The organism is Denitrobacterium sp. (assembly GCF_056180635.1).
The window spans coordinates 1-19,084 of sequence record NZ_JAZZJS010000025.1; the positions used below are offsets into that span (position 1 = coordinate 1).

Genomic DNA, 19,084 nt, shown 5'->3' on the forward strand with positions numbered 1-19,084 from the left:
GAGGAGTAAGAGATGACGCAGCTTTCAGCCAGTCAGCTCGCCGTGCTGGAGGAGTCGCCCTACAAGGCCGATTTCCCCCTGCTCGCGGGCAATCCCGATCTGGTGTTCCTCGATACGGCCGCCACGGCGCAGCGCCCCGCGCGCGTGCTCGACGCCCAGCGCACGTTCTACGAGACGATGAACGCCAACCCCCTACGCGGCCTGTACCGCCTTTCCGTGGAAGCCACGCAGTCCATCGAGGATGCGCGTGCGCGCATCGCCCGATTCATCGGCGCCGTGGACGAAGCGGACAAGCCCCTGGGCAATTCCATCGTGTTCACGCGCAATGCCAGCGAGTCGCTGAACCTGCTGGCCCAGACGCTGCCCCAGGTCGTGGACCTGCAGGAGGGTGACGAGGTGGTGATTTCCATCATGGAGCACCATTCCAACCTCATCCCCTGGCAGCAGGTGTGCGCGCGAACGGGTGCGAACCTGGTATACCTGCGTCTCGATGAGTCGGGGCGCATCTCCCAGCAGGAAATCGAGGACAAGATCGGCCCGCGTGCCAAGATCGTCTCGGTTACCCACGTGTCCAACGTACTGGGCGTGGAAAACGACATTCCCGCCATCGCGAAGCGCGCTCACGACATGGGAGCCCTGTGCGCCGTCGACGGTGCGCAGTCGGTGCCCCATCTGCCGGTTGACGTGCGCGAACTCGGTTGCGACTTCCTGGCGTTTTCCGCTCACAAGCTGGGCGGGCCGATGGGCATCGGCGTGTTGTGGGGCCGCCCCGAGCTGCTTGACGCGATGCCTCCGTTCCTCACGGGTGGCGAGATGATCGATACCGTTACCGAGGATGGCGCCGTGTGGGCTCCCGTTCCGCAGAAGTTCGAAGCGGGTACGCAGGATGCCGCTGGTTCGTATGCCACCGACGAAGCCATCGCCTACCTCGAGGGCGTGGGCATGAGGGAAATCGAGGAACGCGAGCGCCTGCTCACGACGTACCTGGTCGACCGCCTGGGCGAACTCGACTACATCACGGTCATCGGGCCCAGCGATGGTGCCGAGCATATCGGCTCCGTTGCCTTCGACGTGCAGGGCATTCACCCGCATGACGTGGCGTCGATCCTGGATTCCCAGGGCGTTTGCATTCGCGCCGGGCATCATTGCGCCCAGCCGCTGCTGGCCTATCTTGGCTGGCAGAGCACGTGCCGCGCGAGCGTGGGATTTTACAACGACAAGGCCGATATCGATGCGCTCATCGATGGCCTGCAGAAGGTCTGGGGGATATTCCATGGATGTAACTAGCCTGTACAATGCTCAGTTCATCGACCACGTCAGCCATCCCGACTATAATTACGAGCTGGAAGACGCCACGCATGAGCACGACGGCATCAATCCGTCGTGTGGCGACGAGCTTCACATCGCCGTGCGCATCGACGAAGACGGCCGCATCGGCGAGGCGTCGTACACGGGCCATGGCTGCGCCGTTTCCATGGCGTCGGCCGACATCATGAGCGATATGATGATTGGCAAGACGAAGGAAGAGGCCATCGAGCTGTGCAATCTGTTCGCCGCAATGCTCACCGGGGCTGAACGCGACGAGGAAAAGCTGCAGCGGGAACTCGACGAGGCCATGCTTCTGCAGAACATTCGCCATATGCCCGCGCGCGTGAAGTGCGCCGAGCTCTCGTGGCACACCATGGCGGAAATGCTTCGAAATTCTGGTTCCGAAGCGTCCACGACGGAATAAAATCAAACGTAGTGGTATGGGCTACGTGTAAGAAGGGGATTGAATGTCAGGCATGTATTCGACAAAGGGACGCTACGCGCTGCGTGCCATGGCCGATTTGGCCATGCACGATGGATGGGTGTCGTTGGGCGACGTGTCGAAACGGCAGAACATCTCGCGTAAGTACCTCGAGCAGGTCATCGCCCTCATGGTGAAGGCCGGCTACGTTCGAAGCACGCGCGGCAAGGGCGGTGGGTACCAACTTGCCGTCGCCCCCGAAAAGCTCACGCTCGGGCAGATCCTGCGCGCGGCGGAAGGCTCGCTTGCCCCCGTCGAATGCCTCGACTGCACGAATGGCGAGGTATGCCCCATCATGGACAGCTGCCCCACCATTTCCATGTGGCGCGATCTGGGCAAGATTACGGCCGAGTATCTGAACGAAAAGACGCTGGCCGACATTGTTACCGCTGCACCGGAAGAGGAAGAAGAGGAAGCTCTTCGCGCGTAGCTCGTTTCGCGAAACGCTTGGTTGCAAGGCCCCGCTCCGGCGGGGCTTTTTCGTGTGCGCTAATTCCTTGTAGACTCGTGGAATTTATCTGAACGGGCGGCATACGCCCCAGCTTTCTTTGACGTTCAGGAGCGCCCCACGCGTTTCATGTGCGAAAATGGGCACACATACGCTAGCAATCATATGCGAGCGGCTCGCTGGGGGAAGCAAACGAAAGGCAGGGCTGTGTTCTCATTTGTGGCAGAATATCTGGCTCTGGTAATCCTTTGCATCATTGTGGGCGTGGTTGGGCGCCGCGATTACCTTAAGGCCACCGACCAGTTCCGCTTCTTCATCAGCATCGTGCTCGCGGCCATTTCCGTTGTTGTCGACGCCCTGTGCGTGGTTACGATCGACCATGCGGCCGAGCTGCCGCTTTGGGTTAACTACATCGACAACGCGCTCTACTACATCATCTGCTTCATCATGGTGTCGAGCTTCACCGACTACGGCTTTAGCTTCATGCTCCGGCGCGTGGGCGACCATATGGCGCTCACGTTCGCGTCGCATGCCAACCACATCATCTGCATCGTGTGCGTGGTGCTCACGCTCTTCAATCCCGTCACGCAATGGATGTTCTACATCGCGGCCGATTTCACCTACGTGCACGGTCCGCTGTGGACCATCGGGTATGTGCAGGTGGGCGCCATGTTTACCCTGGTGTGCGGCTGCACGGTGATCTACTACAAGGAAACGAGCCGCGCCATGCTGCGCGTCATGCGCATTTCCCTGCCTGTGCTCGTGGCCATGATCGCCTTCCAGGTCATCTTCCCGAACACCATGATGAATGGCATCATGGCCGCCGTATTCTCGCTCATTTTGCTTCTCGTGCTGCAATCGACCAGCATCGAGACCGACGCTCTCACGGGGCTGGGGAATCGCTTCGCGTTCATTGCGGCGGCTGGCTTATGGACGGAAGCGCGCCACCCGCGTCGCATCGTGGTGGTGCTGGTGGAAGGGCTCGAGAACATCAACTCCACGTACGGTACCGACGTGGGCGATCGCATTCTCATGCTGGCTGCCGAAAAGGCGCGCGTGGGGTGCGCGGGCGGCGAGGTGTATCGCATCAGCGCCACGTCGATTGCCCTGGTGTTCAGCTGGAAAGACAAGCGCACGGGCGAGGAGATTATTGCGTACGTGAACGAAAACGTGCCGAAGTTCGCCGAGATAGACGGCGACAAGCTGCCCGTGCAGACGAGCATCATCGACTATGCGGCAAGCACGGTAAGCGGCCCGCACCAGATCATCGAGCGCATCGAGTACGCGCGCGATGAGATCCACCGCCATCGCATTTCGTCCATCCGCGTCGACGACGCGCTCATCGCGGAAGTGGAAAGCAAGAAGCGCCTCACGCGCTATCTGGAAGAATCCGTGGCGCTCGACAAGTTCGACGTATGGATTCAGCCCGTGTACAACGTGCGCGACGGCCGCCTGTGCTCGGCCGAGGCGCTCGTGCGCCTGAAGGGGCCGCGCGGCGAGTACATCCCGCCGTCGAAGTTCATCGCCATTGCGGAAGACAGCGCGCTCATCATGGAAATCGGCGAGCAGGTCATGCGCAAGCTCTGCACGTTCATGCAGGAGCATCCCGATCTGCCGTTGAGGATGGTGTCGGTGAACCTGTCGCTGCGTCAGCTTTCCGATAGCCATTTCCCCGATTATCTCGACCGCATCGTCGAGGAGTCGGGCCTTTCACGCGAACTTATCGCCTTGGAAATCACCGAGCGCATGTTCGCAGCAGATGACCGCGTGGCCGCCACGCTGAAAGAGCTGGTGAACCGTGGATACCAGTTCCTCATGGACGACTTCGGCACGGGCTTTTCGAACTTCGCCGCGATGCTCGATTTCCCCTTCCGCTTCATCAAGCTCGACCGCATTCTGCTGGCTGCCGCGCAGGAAGACGGCTACGACACCATCCGCACGCTCGCGCGCCTGTTCCATCATGGCGGCTACGAGGTGGTCATCGAGGGCGTGGAAACGGCCGAGCAGGCACGCAAGGTCATCGAATGCGGCGTCGACTATATTCAGGGCTTCTATTACGCGCACCCCATGCCGCTCGAGCAGGTGCCCGATTACCTGGAGCGTTCCGTACCGAATCGCCTCGTCGAAGCGCCGAAGCGCTACGGCATGAAGGTCAACGGCAAGGTGCCGGCAAAGGTGTGCCCCATCGTTTCCCATACTGGAGGTCAGTCATGATTCCCGTTCAGCGCAGGGTTGAAGGAGCGCCTGTGCTCGATGTGCCCGATGTGGTGCGTCTCGAGCACGAGATTGATGCCGCGGGAACGCCCCTGGCGGAACTCATGGATCGCGCAGGCGCGGCCGTGGCCGAACGCGTGCTTTCGTATGGCGCTTCTCCCACCCAGCCGGTAATCGTCTTGGCTGGTCCGGGCAACAACGGCGGCGACGGCTGGGTGGCTGCGCGCCTTCTGCGGGAACGCGGCCAGGCCGTGCACGTGCTTAGCGTGAAGGAGCCCGCCGCCATAGAGGCGCAGCCGGCGCGCGACGCCGTCGATCGGGCGCTTGCCGCAGGCGTTGCCTATTCGGTTGCCGCGAAAGACGGCGATGCGGCCCGTGCGATGGTGCATGAGGCGCGGGTTGTGGTAGACGCCCTGTTGGGCACGGGTTTTGCGGGAAGCGAAGTGCGCGGCGTTGCGGCCGAGCTCATCACATGGGCGAACGAGGCGCGCGAGGAGGGCGCGCGGCTTCTGGCCGTCGACGTTCCCAGCGGCCTTTCCGCACAGACGGGAGCTGCCGCCGAGCCGTGCGTGCGCGCTAGCGAAACGCTCACCATGATGGTTTTGAAGCCCGGACTGGTTGCCGCGGATGCACGTGAGCGCTGCGGCGATGTGCAGGTCGCCGAAATCGCCGACCTATCCGGATTCCTTGGGTAGTTCCGTGCGAAGTGCGTGTATAACAGGGCATGCGGGCGGTGTTCCGCATGCGTGTATCGAGGAGGGAAAGCGCCTTGTCTAGCTCTCAGAAGCTCAAACTGCTGCATATCTTGAAGATGATCCGCGAGGAAACCGACCCCAACCATGGGCTCACCATGGGCGAAATCATCGACCGCCTTCGCGAGAAGGGCATTTCGGCCGAGCGCAAGAGCGTATATTCCGATATCGAAACGCTGAAGGAATTCGGCATATCCGTAGAGAAGTACCAGCGTCAGCCCGTCGAGTACGCCCTTTCCGAGCGCGACTTCGAGCTACCCGAGCTCATGCTTCTGGTTGATGCCGTGCAGTCGAGCCGCTTTCTTTCCGAGGGAAGCTCGAATGCCCTGGTGAAGAGCATCCGCCATCTTGCCTCCACGCCCGAGCGCACCGCGCTCTGCAAGCAGGTGCACGTGCATGGCAGGCCCCGTTCCCAGTCGCAGTCCGATTTCCTCACCGTCGACAAGCTGCAGGAGGCCATGGCCACGGGCGGCAAGCTGTCGTTCCGCTACGTGCGCTACGACATTCACAAGAACAAGGTCGCCACGAAGGATGGCGCGGCCCACGTGGTCACGCCCATCAATCTCACGTATTCCGATGGCAATTACTATCTGGTGGCGTTTAGCGATGCCGACCAGGAGATTCGCAACTATCGCGTCGACCGCATGGAACAGATCGAGAGTCTGCCCGAACCTGCGGAGCGCAACGAGGCAATCGCCGCGTACGACCCCGACGAGGTGGGGAAGTGCGTGTTCGGCATGTACGACGGCCAGCGCGTCACCGCCAAGCTGAAGGCGACGGAAGGCGTGATGAACGTCATCATCGACCGCTTTGGGCGTGACGTGCACGCCGTGGCCCTGGAAGACGAGGGCAAGGCGCGCGTCACCGTAACCGTGAAGGAGAGCCCCGTGTTCTTCGGCTGGCTTGCCCAACTGGGAAGTGACATCGAAATCGAGTCGCCCTCGTGGCTGCGCGAGCATTACGCCAGCTTCCTGCGTGGCATTCTGGAGTCGTATAGCGACTAGGGGCGCCTGTTCTTTCCCTATCCGAAAACGCGCCGGCACCTGGCATGTTTGCTATTATTGGTGTCAATTGCCAGCTAAGGGGGAAGGAACCTTATGGGCACTCGTTATAACGATGTCTGGGTAACTGGGTCTGCGGGTTATCTGGGTCGCGAAATCGCGCATCGCCTGGCCGATTGCGGCTATACGGTGTATGGAACCGACGAAGACGTGGACATCACCGATTTGTGCCAGGTGAAGGAGTTCATCCAGCGCAACAGGCCGCAGCTCGTCGTGAACTGCGCGGGCCTGCGTCGTAGCTTGGTGACGCATCACAACAAGCAGGAAGCCATCGAGGTGAACGGCCTGGGGCCGCGCAACCTGGCCATCGCCACTGCGGGCATCGATTCGCTGCTCGTGCAGTTTTCCAGCGACGACGTGTTCGGGCGCCATATGCCCCTGCCCGTCGACGAATTCGACGCGCCGCAGCCCGACACCACGTATGGTAAGTCGAAGCTGGTGGGCGAGAACTTCATCCGCGAGCTCAACCCGCGCCATATCATCATCCGCTCGTCGTGGCTCTACCATGCCGACGGCGGTACGCTGGGCGAAATCGTGCAGGCGGCCCAGGAGGGCAAGGCCATCCAGGCGCGTACCGACCAGATTGCCTGTCCCACGTCGGTGCGCACGGTTTTCCATTTCCTGAAGCGCGCCGTTGCCGCGCAGGAGTATGGCCTGTTCCACGTGGTTAGCTCGGGCAGGTGCAATCGCCAGGAGTTCGCGCGCGAGGTGTATAGGCTCATGGGCGCCAACCCCGAGCTCGTCACGGCTGCCGAATGCAATCCCGATACCGCTCAGAACATCATTCTCGATCCGCTCATGGTGAAGATGACGGGCGTCATGGAGCTGCCCACGTGGCAGCGCGACCTCGAGTGCTACCTAAGGCGCGTTGGCATTGCCGCAGAAGGAGGCGCCCGATGAGCAAGAAGCCTGAACAGCTTTCCGCCGTCGATACGCTCGAGGGCAAGAGGGCTCATCGCATCGGGCTTACCGGCCAGATTCTCATCGCGCTCGCGCTGGGCATCGTCTGCGGTATCGTGTTCCACTACCTCATTCCCGATAGCCCCATCAAGACCGATGTCTTCGTGAATGGCATCTTCTACGTTGTGGGCCAGGCGTTCATCCGCCTCATGCAGATGCTCGTCGTGCCCCTGGTGCTCTGCTCCATCGTGTGTGGCGCCGCCGCCATCGGCGACGTGAAAACGCTGGGCAAGGTGGGCGTCAAGACGCTGCTGTTCTACGTTTGCACCACGGCGCTTGCCATTTCCATCGCCCTCGCAATCGGCACGCTCGTGTCGCCTGGCCTGGGCGTCGACACGTCGGCTATCCAGGCGAACGCGTCCACGTCTTCGGTTGCCACCACCGAAACGAGCATCGTCGACACGCTTCTGGGCATCATCCCGAAGAATCCGTTCAACGCCATCGCCGAAGGCGACATGCTGCCGGTGATCTTCTTTGCGCTGTTCGTGGGCATTCTCATTGCCGTCATGGGCAGGAAGGTCGAAAACCTGCACCGCCTGTTCGAGCAGGGCAACGAGCTCATGATGAAGATGACCGAGGCCGTAATGAAGGTTGCTCCGCTGGGCGTCTTCTGCCTGCTGGCCAACACGTTCGCCAAGTTGGGCCTCGACATGTTCCTGCCCATGCTGAAGTACATGGGCGCCGTTATCGGCGCGCTGGCCATTCAGTGCTTCGTGGTCTACGCCATCCTGTTCGTGGTGTTCACGCGCCTGAATCCCATCACGTTCTTCAGGAAGTTCGCGCGCGTGATGATCTTCGCGTTCTCCACCAGCTCTTCGAATGCCACCATCCCGCTGAACATCGAGACGCTGTCCGAGCGCATTGGCGTGAAGCGCCGCATCTCCTCGTTCACCATCCCGTTGGGCGCCACCATCAACATGGATGGCACCTCCATCATGCAGGGCGTGGCGGTCGTGTTCACCGCCCAGCTGTTCGGCGTGAACTTGGGGCCTGCGGAAATCGCCACGGTCATCGCCACGGCTACGCTTGCCTCCATTGGTACGGCGGGCGTCCCCTCGGTTGGTCTGGTCACGCTTTCCATGGTGTTCAACTCGGTTGGCCTGCCGCTCGAGGGCATCGCCATGATCATGGGCATCGACCGCATCCTCGACATGCTGCGCACCTCCGTGAACATCACGGGCGACGCTGTGGTTACCACTATCGTGGCGAAGCAGGCGGGCGAATTCGACCGCGCCGTCTTCGACGATCCCACGGCCGGCGTTCGCGAAATGCACCTCGACGACGTGTACGACGAGGAATTCTAGTTTTCAAACGTGCAACCGCATAGCACTTACGAAACGTGCCCCGACTCCGAATGGAGCGGGGCACGTTTCGTGGGAGGGGATGTATGTGCGTTCGTTAGACGGCCGCGCGGTAGCGGTCGAGCATGTTCGCGCGCTGCTCCTGCAGCCATGCCGTCACGCCGTCGATGCCTTCGCCCGTGCGGGCGGAGGTGACGAAGATCTTGATGTTCGGGTTCAGCGTGCGCGCCTGCTTCACCAGGGCGTCCATGTCGAAGTCGGGGTTAACCGGCAGGTAGTCGCTCTTCGTTACGATGAGCGCGTCGACGACGCTGAACATGGGCGGGTACTTGTACACCTTGTCGTAGCCTTCGGGCACGGAAAGGAGCATGACGCGTGCGTGGGCGCCCGTGTCGAAATCGGCGGGGCACACCAGGTTGCCGATGTTTTCCAGGAACAGGTAGTCGTAGCTGGCGTCGCCGAAGGCCTGGTTCGCCTGCTCGACCATGCCCATTTCCACATGGCACACGCCGCGCGTGTTCAGCTCCACCGAGGGAACGTTGGCTTCCTTGATTTTCAGGGCGTCGACATCAGATTCCAGGTCGGCCTCGATAACCGCCATGCTCTGCCCTCCAGCGCTCCGGAGGGATTTGATGAGCGCAAGCAGAAGGGTGGTTTTGCCGGCTCCGGGGGAGGCCATGATGTCCAGGAAGAACGTGCCGCTGGCGGCCTTCGCCTCGCGAAACCTCTCGGCGGCGATATCGTTCTTCGCAAGCACGTCCTTGCGTACTTCGATGATACGCGTCTTTTCCATTGCCCCTCCTTAGGGTGATGCCGCAGTGGGGTGCGGCAGGGTAACACTGATTCGCCACGTACTATGTGGCCGCGACATGCGTCGATGGGCGCTACGCCTGCACGGGCGCGGTCGCCTCCTTCGTGACCTCGGCGTTTTCGGGCTCATCCTCCGCTGCTTCGATGCTGCTAATGGAGAACTCCATGCCGCGCAGGAACGAGCAGTCGTCCGTGGCGCCGCATGCAGGGCACGCGCGCGGCTCCCTGCGGATGTACTCAACGTGGAATGGGGTTCCGCAGGCGTTGCAGCGCATGGTGTAGGGGATGCGGTGGATGATGACCTCCGCGCCTTCCGCAACGGTTCCTCGCGCAAGGTGGCGGAATAGGCCTTCGAAGTATTCCTCGACGATGTCGCGGCCTTCGCCGATGACCAGGTAGACGGCCCGCACGCGGCTCACGCCAGCGGCGTTCGCCTCTTCCGTGACGATGTCCACGACGTTGCGGACGTATGACATTTCGTGCATGGCCGTCTCCTGTTCTGGCTATCGGGAATTGCTAGCCGACGTAGTCGACGAGCTGGCCGCGGGCCATGCGGTCCTTGGCGAAGTACTTGTTGCAATCGACGTAGTCGATCGGCAGGTCGGGGTACGTGGGGTTCTCGGTCAGGACGCGTGCCGAGGCGGGGCACACCAGGGCGCACTGGCCGCAGCGCACGCAGGCCTTGTCCATGATGCAGGTACCGTCGGTGTCCTGCGTGATGGAGCTCATGGGGCAGCGCTCGACGCACTTGCCGCACTTCAGACACTTGTCCTTGTCGTAGTTCAGCAGGTAGGCGCTGTAGTACGTGGAGCACTCGGCCTCGCCGTTGATGGCGCGGTAGGCCATGAGGTTGCCGCAGCTCTTGGAGTGGCAGCTGCAGATGATGTCGGCGTCCTTCGCGCATACCGACTCGACGACCATGCCGTGGTCGATGGCATCTTCCACGATGGCGATGGCCTCGTCCTGCGTGATTTCCTCTCCGATGTCATTCTCGATGAAGTACTCGGCCATTTCGCCCAGCGACAGGCAGGTGCGCGTGGGGTGGGATTCGTCCCAGGGCACGCCCAGGGCCTTCCACATGGTGCGGCACTGGCAGGGGGAAACCGTGATCTTGGTGTTGCGCTTGATGAGCGCGCGCCAGTCATGGCCTTCGGCCAGCTTGTCTTCCTTCACGACGTCCGCGCTCACGGGGTACGAGCGGAACAGCGGGAACGTGGTGTCGAAGCCCGACTCGCCGTTGGGGTCGGTGCCCTTGATGCCCTGGATGTCGAATTCAGCGACCTTGTCCATGCCCTTGTGATACAGGGCGTCGAGTTCGTTGAACTCCCAGAAGCCGTTGATGTAGGGCATCAGGATGAACAGGGGAAGGCCACCGCGGCGCACGCGCCAGATGAGGTTGCGCTTGGCCTGGTCTTCCAGGATTTCCAGGGCCTTCTCCTCCGAGATGCCAGCTGCGTATGCGTAATCACCGGCGGTGAAGTACTCGTGCATGGGCATCTTCAGGTAGTTTTCGGCGTCTTCTTCCGACCATAGGTACATGATCATTTCCCAGGAATGGGAATCGTTCGGAATCGAGCCGATGCCGCGGCCGATACGGTTGATGCGGTTGCGCATACGCACGTACAGGGCAGGGATAACCGTGCCGTCGTCGCACACCAGATCGCTCGTGACCTCGGTTTCGGTGAGCACCTTCTGCATGAGCTCGTCGCTCTTGGAGGGGTCGATCCACCCGCTCTTGGTGCCCGTTTCGGCAGCCTGTGCCGCCTTGGGTTCTTCGGCTTTCTCGGCCTGGTTCTTCGGGCTACTGCAACCCAGCAGTTCGAAGATGGGCATCATGCCCATGGCGCCGATGGCCGCGCCGCGAACGAAGTCGCGACGGTCGAGGCCGAGCCTCTTCTTCTCGCTTTCTTCCATGTTTCCTCCTCGTTTTGCTTGAGCAAAAACTCCCTGAGGAAAGGGTACTGGGCGAAAGAATGCGGACACAACAGACGATGTGAGGGGTTTTGTCTTGTAAGGCGCGGCTAACACCGCAGAAAGGCTATGCCTCCTGGGCAAACGCTCCAGCGTGCGTGCAGTAATCGGGCAGGGGATCGGCGCTCATGAAGGCGGGTTTCATGCTGAAGATGACCTCTGCGATCCATTGCGGGTCGTCTTGCATGCCCGTGGCGCACCATTCCATGAAGAGGTCGACGACTCCGTAGATGTAGGCGTCAATCTGGGCCTTCTGAGCTGCGATTTCGCAGGGTGAGCCATGGAAGAGCGCGTGGTAGTAGATGTCCTTCAGCTTCTTCAGGTAGCTGTCGCGGAAGCAGTTCTGGCCGGTGTGGTGGGGAAGCTGCTCGAAGAACGCGCGTTCCTCGATGGCCGTGCGGAACAGGTGCGTGCATGCCTCCTGCGTGTACAGGCCGCCGTCGAAGGCCTCGGCGAGCGCGAACGGCACGTGCAGGATGAGGTCGTTGATGTCGTGATAGCAGTTATAGAACGTCTGGCGAGCCGCACCCGATTCCTCGAGCACGTCGCGTACCGAAATCTTGTTGATGTCCTTGGTTTTGCAAAGCGCGAGCATGGCTCGCACAAAGCGGTCCCTTGCAGCCGGGGTGCCTCTCCTCATGCGCCCTCCTCTGTTCCCTCTCGCGGGGGATTTTAGCACGCGCGTAGGGCGGGGCTGCGGCACACGCCCAAAGGTGTTACGTATTTCGATTCCGTCTTACTGGATATGCAGTCTATAGGCACGCCACCTGGGGTTTCGTGATTCAGTATGCGCGCGGCTTTTCTGTGAAAGGGGCTTGCCAGTGTGGTTAGGTTAGGCTAACATTCGCGAAAGTTAGGAATGGCTAACGGATACGAAGCGAGGCGATATGGGCTGCGGTGAAAACACGAGCGCGAAACTCGATAGGAAGATCGTTCACAATTGTGCTCCCACGTTGGCTGCGATGAAGCCCGCGAGCCTCTTCACCGTGCACTTCATGGATGCGCGCAGCCAGAATGCCTGCGAGCAGGAGCGCGCCAGCCGCATCGTGCGCGGCGGGTTCCCGGCGGCGCTGCGTTCTGCGCGTGGTGATTTGCTTAGCGGTGGGGTAAGCCTGCATGTGCTTGCGGTTCGCCCTGGTAATGCGCTTGTTTTGGTATTCCGCCCCGAGCTGGTTGCCCGTGCGCTCGCAAACGCACGCACGAGCGAGTACTTGAGCGCGCTGGGGTATAGCGTCGAGTCGCTTGATGCCTGCATCGGCGAACTCGCGCGGCGCGTGCGCGCGTGCGACGCGCTGCCTGGCGACGAGCGCGGGAAGGCGTTTCCCCATGAGGTGGGCTTCTTCCTTGGCTATCCCTACGAAGACGTCGTCGCGTTCATCGAGGGCGAATCGGAGTGCCTGTGTACGGGCTGTTGGAAGGCGTACGGCGACGCCTGTTCTGCGCAGGCATGCTTCGAGGCGTACCGGCAGTGCGTTCGCAGGATGGATGCGTTGCACGCGCAGGGGGCCTCGCTTAGGCGCCTGGCCTGCGTCGATGCGGCGTCGTAAGCGTTCGGTTGGTAGTAATCCCAGATAAAGGAGAATCATATGAGCAAAGTGGCTGTTGTGTACTGGAGCGGCACGGGCAATACCGAGGCCATGGCGAACCTGGTGGCAGAAGGCGCCCAGGGTGCTGGGGCAGAGGTCGATATCATCCAGGCTTCCGATTTCGATTCGGCGAAGTTGGCGGAGTATGCCGCCGTTGCATTCGGCTGCCCCGCGATGGGCGACGAGGAGCTGGAAGATACCGAGTTCGAGCCCATGTACGACGAGGTAGAGCCTTCGCTCGACAGTCGTAAGGTCGTGCTGTTCGGCAGCTATGACTGGAACGATGGCGAGTGGATGGACATCTGGCGCGAGCGCGCCGAGGGCAACGGCGTGAACGTTGTCGATGCGGTTATCGCGAAGGACTATCCCGAAGGCGAAGCCGAGGAGGCGTGCAAGGCCGCGGGTGCGGCTCTGGCGTAACGCCTGGTTGGGGTGCTAGTGCTGAAACAATTCGGCGTGGCGTGCGTGCTTCTGCCGAGGGGAGCGACGGGCCGTGTGCCCGTCGCTTTTTGCGTATTGCCGTGCGCCGCGTGTTTTCAGCACGTTGATGAGTGCGCACATAATGCCCACGGGTCTCTCGTATACTGCATCTCGCACTATCTAGAGAATGCCAAGGAGACGACATGATCGAGAAGGATTACAAGACGCATGGCACGTGCGCGCGCATGATTCACGTGAAGATTGACGATGAGGGCATCGTGCGTGACGTGCAGTTCGAAAAGGGCTGCTCGGGCAATACGCAGGGCGTGAGTCGTTTGGCTATTGGGCGCCCCGCCACGGAAGTGGCTGATTTGCTGCGCGGCGTGGAATGCGGCCCGCGCCCCACGTCGTGCCCCGACCAGCTGGCCAAAGCCATCGATGAGGCTCTCGCACAGTAGCACTATTGCTCCGCTTGGAGTCGAGCGCATGCTTTCGCGCGCGTTCCCGCAGTTTGCGAGCGGCCACGCGTACGTGAGCGTCTAGCTACAACCGCCCTCACGCTTCCGCGCGAGGGCGGTTTGCTTTTTGCGGGGCGAGTACTGCGTGTAAGCGATTTGCTGCTGGTCGGCGATTGCGCTGCGACTTTTTCGCGACCTTTTTTGGTTCGAACTGTTGCTGCGTATGCCTACAATGACCTTCATGGAAAGGAGCGACCATGGGGGATTTTCAGTATTCGAGCACTCGAGTGGAAGTCGAGCGGAAGCTCGCGGCGGCGGTTGGGAAGACGCTTGGCGAAGTCGACAGCGCGTCCGTCTTCAGCAAAACCGTTGCCAAGCCCAAGATTACGGGTATAGCGGGCGATGTGGTCGAGCAATCCGTTATCGGATATCCCGCGAACTCCGGGCAAGAGCCCGACCTCGTGCTTGATGGAATCGAATACGAGCTTAAGACCACGGGCCTGCGCCGTTCCAAGAAACATGGCGATATCGAGGCTAAAGAGCCTATGTCCATTACGGCTGTTTCCCTTGATGTTATCGCAGGCGAGGAATTCGATACGTCGAACTTCTGGCATAAGGTCGAACGTCTGCTCATCGTGTATTACCTGTACGCCTCCGAAAGCACGGTACCTGCTGCGGGGTATGCATGCTTTCCCGTGGAAGGCTATCAGTTCCATGAGTTCACCCCGGATGAAATCGAGATGCTTCGAAACGACTGGCAGCTCGTGCACGATTTCGTTGCCCGTATCCAGGCGGAACACCCCAACGAAGAGGATAGAAAGAAGGAGTACCCGCGCCTTTCGTCGGCGTTACGCTCTGAGCTCATGCTTATCGACACTGCTCCGAAATATCCGCATCCGCCCCGTTTTCGCCTTAAGCGCTCGACGGTAACGGCGATGGCGCGCAAGCATTTCGGGGCGAAAATGGAGCGCCTGCCAAGCTCGTACACGTCATACTCGTCGTTGGATGCGATATGCCATGGATTCGCCGAGAAGTATCGGGGGAAGACGGTTGCCGAGCTTGCGGACCTTCTGGGTTTCTCGCTGCTCACGAAAAAGGGCAAAGAGAGGAAGGGCATTGCTGAAACTCTTGTTTGCGCGATGTTTGGAAGCCCCTCTTGCAAGATGGACAAGATTGAGCTTTTCTCGAAAATCGGACTCAAGGGGAAGAGCATCGTCCTCTCGAACGCGGGTGGACGCACCGAGGATATGAAGCAGTTCACCATCGACTTCGATCAGTTCACGGCGGATGCCGTGTTCGAAGAGTCGCAGATGTACGAGTACTTCGCGAATCATCAGCTTCTTTGCGTGGTGCTGCAGGAGCCCTCTGCTGAGGCCCCGCTCGCTAGCAACGTGTTCCTGGGCTTCAAGCGCCTTTCGTTCGACGATGCGTTTATCGAGTTGGAGGTTCGCCGCTTGTGGCAGTCGATCCGGGATCTAGTCGTTAACAAGACTCTGAAGTTCGTGCCCGCGATCGACAAAGCGGGTAACCCCGTCATCAATAAGACGGGCGTGCCGAAGGGCGCACCCAACTTTCCGAAGAGCAAGGATGGGTTGGTGTTCGTTCGCGGAACGGGAAGCGATTCCACGACGAAGAACGAATGCGTCAACGGCATTCGTATGTATTCGCAGCAGGTTTGGATTAAGGGCTCGTATGTTGTAGAGCGATTGGAAGGACTCAACTGGCTATAAATGTCGTGGTTCGCAGATATTCGATCTTGACAATGGTTTTCCATCGATCGATCATGGATTACGGCTATCATAGCCATTCAAAGATCGCGTACGAAGGGTAGGGCATGGCGGACGAGACCATTACAGTTGCGGAGATGTTCGCGGGCGTTGGCGGTTTCCGTCTGGCGCTCGATGGCTACGAAAACGATGCCCATCCCGAGTTCGCCCTGCCTGCAGCCGGTCCGTTCAAGACGATTTGGGCTAACCAGTGGGAACCGCCCGGATCTACCGCTCGTCAGTTTGCGTGGCGATGCTACGAAGAGCGATTCGGTGAAGGTAGCTGCGTTAACGTCGATATCAATCAGGTGCTCGACGAATACGAGGCGGGAACGCGTGACATTCCCGATTTTCGCATGCTCGTCGGCGGCTTCCCTTGCCAGGATTACTCGGTTGCCAAGCCCCTTCCGAAGGCTGGCGGCATCGAGGGCAAGAAGGGCGTGCTGTGGTGGGATATCTATCGCATGCTCCATTTGAAGAAGCCGGAATACCTGCTGCTCGAAAATGTCGATAGGCTGCTTAAGTCTCCCGCGAGTCAGCGTGGTCGCGATTTCGCAATCATTCTTTCATGCCTTGCCGAAGAGGGTTACTCGGTGGAGTGGCGCGTCATCAATGCCGCGGAGTATGGCATGCCGCAGCGCCGTCGACGTGTTTACATCTTCGGCGTGAAAACTAGCGAGCAGTGGAATCTCGAAGACCGCATGCTCCGCTCGGGCGTTATCGCGACGGCGTTTCCCATCTCGGATGGCTTCGACCGTCGTGCGGAATTCACCGTTCAGGGCGAGCCGTACCAGGTAAGCGCAACGTTTGGCGTTGGCGACAAGGTCTCTCGCTTTCAGAATGCGGGAGTCATGCAGGACGGCCATGTGCTAACCGCACGCACCTTCCCCGCATATGATGGACCTCGGGCGACGCTGGGCGACTTGCTCGTTCCTGATAGCGAAGTGCCCCAGGAGTTTTTCATTCCCGACGAGGAGATTCCGAAGTGGGAGTACCAGCGTGCGGCAAAGCGCGAACCCCGCACCACCGCTGCTGGTTTTGAGTACATGTACTCGGAAGGCGCCATGGCTTGGCCCGACCCGACGGATCGCCCCGCTCGTACTATCCTTACGGGCGAAGGCGGGCGTGCCGCGAGTCGCATGAAGCATGCCGTGCGGGGTGACTCTGGGCGTATTCGAAGGCTCGTGCCTGATGAGCTCGATCAGATTCAGATGTTTCCCAAGGGCTGGACGAACACGGGAATGACGAATGGCCACCGTGCGTTCGTCATGGGAAACGCGCTGGTCGTTGGGATTCCCCATCTGCTGGGCAAGGAAATCGCCAGGCGCGCAAGATAATCCTGACTGTCCAAAATATAGGACACCCGAACCGCAATTCTACCTATAATAGGCAACCGTACGCAACGCACCGCCGTGCCGCGCGTGCGGTTTCTTGTATATGGGGAAGGAGAAAAATGAACGATCAGGGACAGTCAGGGTCAAACGCAAGTGGTGTGTCGTCGGGGCAGGTGGCGTACGCCGTCCCCGTTTCTGCTAGTACTAAAGAACCGTTCTTCAAGAGCACGTGGTTCGTCGTGCTCCTCGCTGTATTTCTGCCCATTGCGGGTATTCCGCTTATGTGGGTGTTCGGCAAGCCGCAGAGCAAGGGCGCGCGCATCGCGCTCACCGTGTTCGGTGCGCTCATGATCATCGCGGCGCTTTCCGGCATGGGCCAGGGCGCCAGCTCTAGCTCGTACAGCCAGAACTCCAATCAAGCGGCTGTCACGCAGAACAGCTCGGATTCGGGTAATGGCGCAGCCGCTGCCACTGCGCCCGCTCCTACGCTCGAGTCCATTTCTGCAAGCTATACGGGCTCCACGGAAGAGGGCGTGAAGATCGACAAGGGCGTAACGGGCCTTACGGTTACCGGCGCGTATTCCGACGGCTCTAGCAAGAGCGTGACCAACTACAAGGTCGAGAACCCCTCTGCGCTAGTAGCGGGTGAATCCTCCGTTTACACCATTACGGCCGAGGGCGCTAGCTGCGAGCTTACGGTGTACTGCTCTACGCTGCCGCCGCAGCAGTACAAGGATTCGTGCGAGTGGATCGAGTACGAAGACCTGGCACGCAACGAAGCCGATTGGCTGGGCAAAGACGTAGCCTTCACGGGCGAGGTCATCCAGGTCCAGGAAGATAGCAAGGGCGCCATGTATCGCATCGACATTACGGAAGGCGCGTACGGCATCTGGACCGACACCGTCATCGTGTACGCCAACTCCAAGGCTAGCGGAACGCGCATCTTGGAAGACGACATCGTAACGGTGTACGGCATGTCTACCGGTCTGTATACCTACACGACCGTGCTGGGCGCATCCGTGACGGTACCCTCCATCGCAGCAACGTACATCGACCTCAACTAGCAGCTGCAACAATCATGTAGCGCGGCGCGCCTGGCGAAAGCTGGGCGCGCCTTCGTTTTGCCCATAGGTCTTCGGGGCTTGCTATCGAAGCTGCAAGCGCGCCTTGTCATTGGGTCACGCCGTTTCGCCAACATATATATGCATGGATCGAACACGCACCGGGGCATAAAGAAGCGGCCCCGATGTACTTCGGAGCCGCTTCCTGCTGCAATGGCATCTTACGCGGATGCGGGGAACTCGAACGACGTGAGCGTCATAATGCCGCGCGGGGAAATGCGCGCGCTGCGTCCATTCTGGAAGAGGATCCAAAGGGCGTCTTCGCTTCCGCAGGAATCGAGCACGAAGTCCTCGATGGTGGAACCGATGAACGACGTGAGACCCACGTATTGCTTCCAGCGCAGATGGGCGGCGGGCGCCGTTTCGTAATCGAGGACGGGCTGCGTGCTTACTTCCATATGCACGCCGTCGGGCCACCAGAGCGTGATGTCGCGCAGCTCGGTGCGAATCACGATGGATGCGCCAGGCATCCAGTCGCCAAACTTGTAATCCCAAGCGCAGAGAACATCGGCGAGGTAACGCGCCCGGTAATCCTGTGCGAGGTAGTCGGCAAGCTCGTGCATGGCAGTGTTGAGGGTGTTTTCATTGCTGTTCACTCCTACCTCCTTTGCTTCAAGGCGAATAGACGTCTCTAGCCTACGCGCGTTAGAAAACGCTGCTGTCCGAAAAAGCGGACAGATGTTCGAAGGGGAGCAATTACCGCAATCTATATAGGTAGCCTTGCGCGCCGTACATACCGTGAGCACATCTAAAACAAGCCCTTATGCAGGGCATTTACGTGTAAAACCCCCAACATGAGCCCCCGTCTGTGGGTGGTTTGTGGAGCATTCCAAATGCCCTTGAAGCGCCCGTCCGCCGGAGGTACTATGCACAAGCTGCATTTGCAGCGGGGAGTTGCTTCCGCGGGCCCGCAGGGCCCATCCAGCGGCCGGCGCCGACGGAACGAAGTTCGAAAAAATATTTCGAAAAAAGTTCTTGACACGCTCCACTGGAAAGCGTAAAGTAATTCTTCGCCGCTTCGAACGGAACACTTCGAACGGCAGGCGGCGGGAGCCGCACGGAGGACCTTGAAAACCGGATACTGCGATAGGAA

Annotated in this window: 19 protein-coding genes; 14 read left to right on the top strand and 5 right to left on the bottom strand. The window is 60.3% G+C overall.

Annotated elements, in window-relative coordinates; translation table 11 throughout:
• Nucleotides 1-12: 12 nt before the first annotated feature.
• From AC04P6_RS02215 to AC04P6_RS02250, 8 genes are all read left to right on the top strand, one after another.
• A complete protein-coding gene (locus AC04P6_RS02215; RefSeq protein WP_475564958.1) occupies nucleotides 13-1,287 on the top strand; it encodes an aminotransferase class V-fold PLP-dependent enzyme in 1,275 nt (424 codons plus the stop codon).
• Entirely contained in the window at nucleotides 1,274-1,732 is a 459-nt protein-coding gene (gene sufU, locus AC04P6_RS02220) for a Fe-S cluster assembly sulfur transfer protein SufU (RefSeq protein ID WP_475564959.1), read from the top strand. The genes AC04P6_RS02215 and sufU overlap by 14 nt, the downstream gene beginning before the upstream one ends.
• 43 nt (nucleotides 1,733-1,775) lie before the next feature.
• Complete coding sequence (locus AC04P6_RS02225; protein WP_475564960.1) at nucleotides 1,776-2,219, top strand: RrF2 family transcriptional regulator; 444 nt, start codon at nucleotides 1,776-1,778, stop codon at nucleotides 2,217-2,219.
• 237 nt (nucleotides 2,220-2,456) lie between these two features.
• Nucleotides 2,457-4,451: an EAL domain-containing protein gene (locus AC04P6_RS02230; protein WP_475564961.1), complete on the top strand. Its 1,995-nt coding sequence runs from the start codon at nucleotides 2,457-2,459 to the stop codon at nucleotides 4,449-4,451.
• On the top strand, nucleotides 4,448-5,146 hold the full coding sequence (locus AC04P6_RS02235) for an NAD(P)H-hydrate epimerase (protein WP_475564962.1): 699 nt from the start codon (nucleotides 4,448-4,450) through the stop codon (nucleotides 5,144-5,146). Before AC04P6_RS02230 ends, AC04P6_RS02235 begins: the two co-directional genes overlap by 4 nt.
• Before the next feature lie 74 nt (nucleotides 5,147-5,220).
• Nucleotides 5,221-6,207, top strand: coding sequence for a helix-turn-helix transcriptional regulator (locus AC04P6_RS02240; protein WP_475564963.1), 987 nt, complete (start codon nucleotides 5,221-5,223; stop codon nucleotides 6,205-6,207).
• A gap of 93 nt (nucleotides 6,208-6,300) precedes the next feature.
• Nucleotides 6,301-7,164 carry an SDR family oxidoreductase gene (locus tag AC04P6_RS02245; protein WP_475564964.1) on the top strand — a complete coding sequence of 288 codons (864 nt, stop codon included), beginning with the start codon at nucleotides 6,301-6,303 and terminating at the stop codon, nucleotides 7,162-7,164.
• On the top strand, nucleotides 7,161-8,528 hold the full coding sequence (locus AC04P6_RS02250; RefSeq protein WP_475564965.1) for a dicarboxylate/amino acid:cation symporter: 1,368 nt from the start codon (nucleotides 7,161-7,163) through the stop codon (nucleotides 8,526-8,528). The genes AC04P6_RS02245 and AC04P6_RS02250 overlap by 4 nt, the downstream gene beginning before the upstream one ends.
• Nucleotides 8,529-8,622: 94 nt before the next feature.
• Here AC04P6_RS02250 and hypB read toward each other — a convergent pair whose 3' ends face one another.
• From hypB to AC04P6_RS02270, 4 genes are all read right to left on the bottom strand, one after another.
• A complete protein-coding gene (hypB, locus tag AC04P6_RS02255; protein WP_475564966.1) occupies nucleotides 8,623-9,318 on the bottom strand; it encodes a hydrogenase nickel incorporation protein HypB in 696 nt (231 codons plus the stop codon).
• A 91-nt stretch (nucleotides 9,319-9,409) separates the two neighbouring features.
• Nucleotides 9,410-9,820, bottom strand: a complete 411-nt coding sequence (locus AC04P6_RS02260; RefSeq protein ID WP_475564967.1) for a hydrogenase maturation nickel metallochaperone HypA/HybF — start codon at nucleotides 9,818-9,820, stop codon at nucleotides 9,410-9,412.
• 31 nt (nucleotides 9,821-9,851) lie between these two features.
• Nucleotides 9,852-11,249 carry a 4Fe-4S binding protein gene (locus AC04P6_RS02265; RefSeq protein ID WP_475564968.1) on the bottom strand — a complete coding sequence of 466 codons (1,398 nt, stop codon included), beginning with the start codon at nucleotides 11,247-11,249 and terminating at the stop codon, nucleotides 9,852-9,854.
• 124 nt (nucleotides 11,250-11,373) lie between these two features.
• The gene (locus AC04P6_RS02270) at nucleotides 11,374-11,946 is read right to left on the bottom strand and encodes a TetR-like C-terminal domain-containing protein (RefSeq protein WP_475564969.1); all 573 of its coding nucleotides are present in this window, start codon (nucleotides 11,944-11,946) and stop codon (nucleotides 11,374-11,376) included.
• Between the two features lie 247 nt (nucleotides 11,947-12,193).
• Between AC04P6_RS02270 and AC04P6_RS02275 the strand changes: the two genes are divergently transcribed.
• From AC04P6_RS02275 to AC04P6_RS02300, 6 genes are all read left to right on the top strand, one after another.
• Nucleotides 12,194-12,853 carry a DUF3793 family protein gene (locus tag AC04P6_RS02275; RefSeq protein ID WP_475564970.1) on the top strand — a complete coding sequence of 220 codons (660 nt, stop codon included), beginning with the start codon at nucleotides 12,194-12,196 and terminating at the stop codon, nucleotides 12,851-12,853.
• A 39-nt stretch (nucleotides 12,854-12,892) separates the two neighbouring features.
• Nucleotides 12,893-13,312, top strand: a complete 420-nt coding sequence (locus tag AC04P6_RS02280; RefSeq protein ID WP_475564971.1) for a flavodoxin — start codon at nucleotides 12,893-12,895, stop codon at nucleotides 13,310-13,312.
• A 203-nt stretch (nucleotides 13,313-13,515) separates the two neighbouring features.
• Nucleotides 13,516-13,770, top strand: a complete 255-nt coding sequence (locus tag AC04P6_RS02285) for a TIGR03905 family TSCPD domain-containing protein (protein ID WP_475564972.1) — start codon at nucleotides 13,516-13,518, stop codon at nucleotides 13,768-13,770.
• A 257-nt stretch (nucleotides 13,771-14,027) separates the two neighbouring features.
• Complete coding sequence (locus AC04P6_RS02290; RefSeq protein WP_475564973.1) at nucleotides 14,028-15,500, top strand: MutH/Sau3AI family endonuclease; 1,473 nt, start codon at nucleotides 14,028-14,030, stop codon at nucleotides 15,498-15,500.
• 104 nt (nucleotides 15,501-15,604) lie between these two features.
• Nucleotides 15,605-16,873, top strand: a complete 1,269-nt coding sequence (gene dcm, locus AC04P6_RS02295; protein ID WP_475564974.1) for a DNA (cytosine-5-)-methyltransferase — start codon at nucleotides 15,605-15,607, stop codon at nucleotides 16,871-16,873.
• 116 nt (nucleotides 16,874-16,989) lie between these two features.
• Entirely contained in the window at nucleotides 16,990-17,934 is a 945-nt protein-coding gene (locus AC04P6_RS02300) for a hypothetical protein (RefSeq protein ID WP_475564975.1), read from the top strand.
• Between the two features lie 218 nt (nucleotides 17,935-18,152).
• On the opposite strand, the gene AC04P6_RS02305 is transcribed toward AC04P6_RS02300, so the two are convergent.
• Complete coding sequence (locus tag AC04P6_RS02305; RefSeq protein WP_475564976.1) at nucleotides 18,153-18,587, bottom strand: hypothetical protein; 435 nt, start codon at nucleotides 18,585-18,587, stop codon at nucleotides 18,153-18,155.
• Nucleotides 18,588-19,084 lie beyond the last annotated feature (497 nt).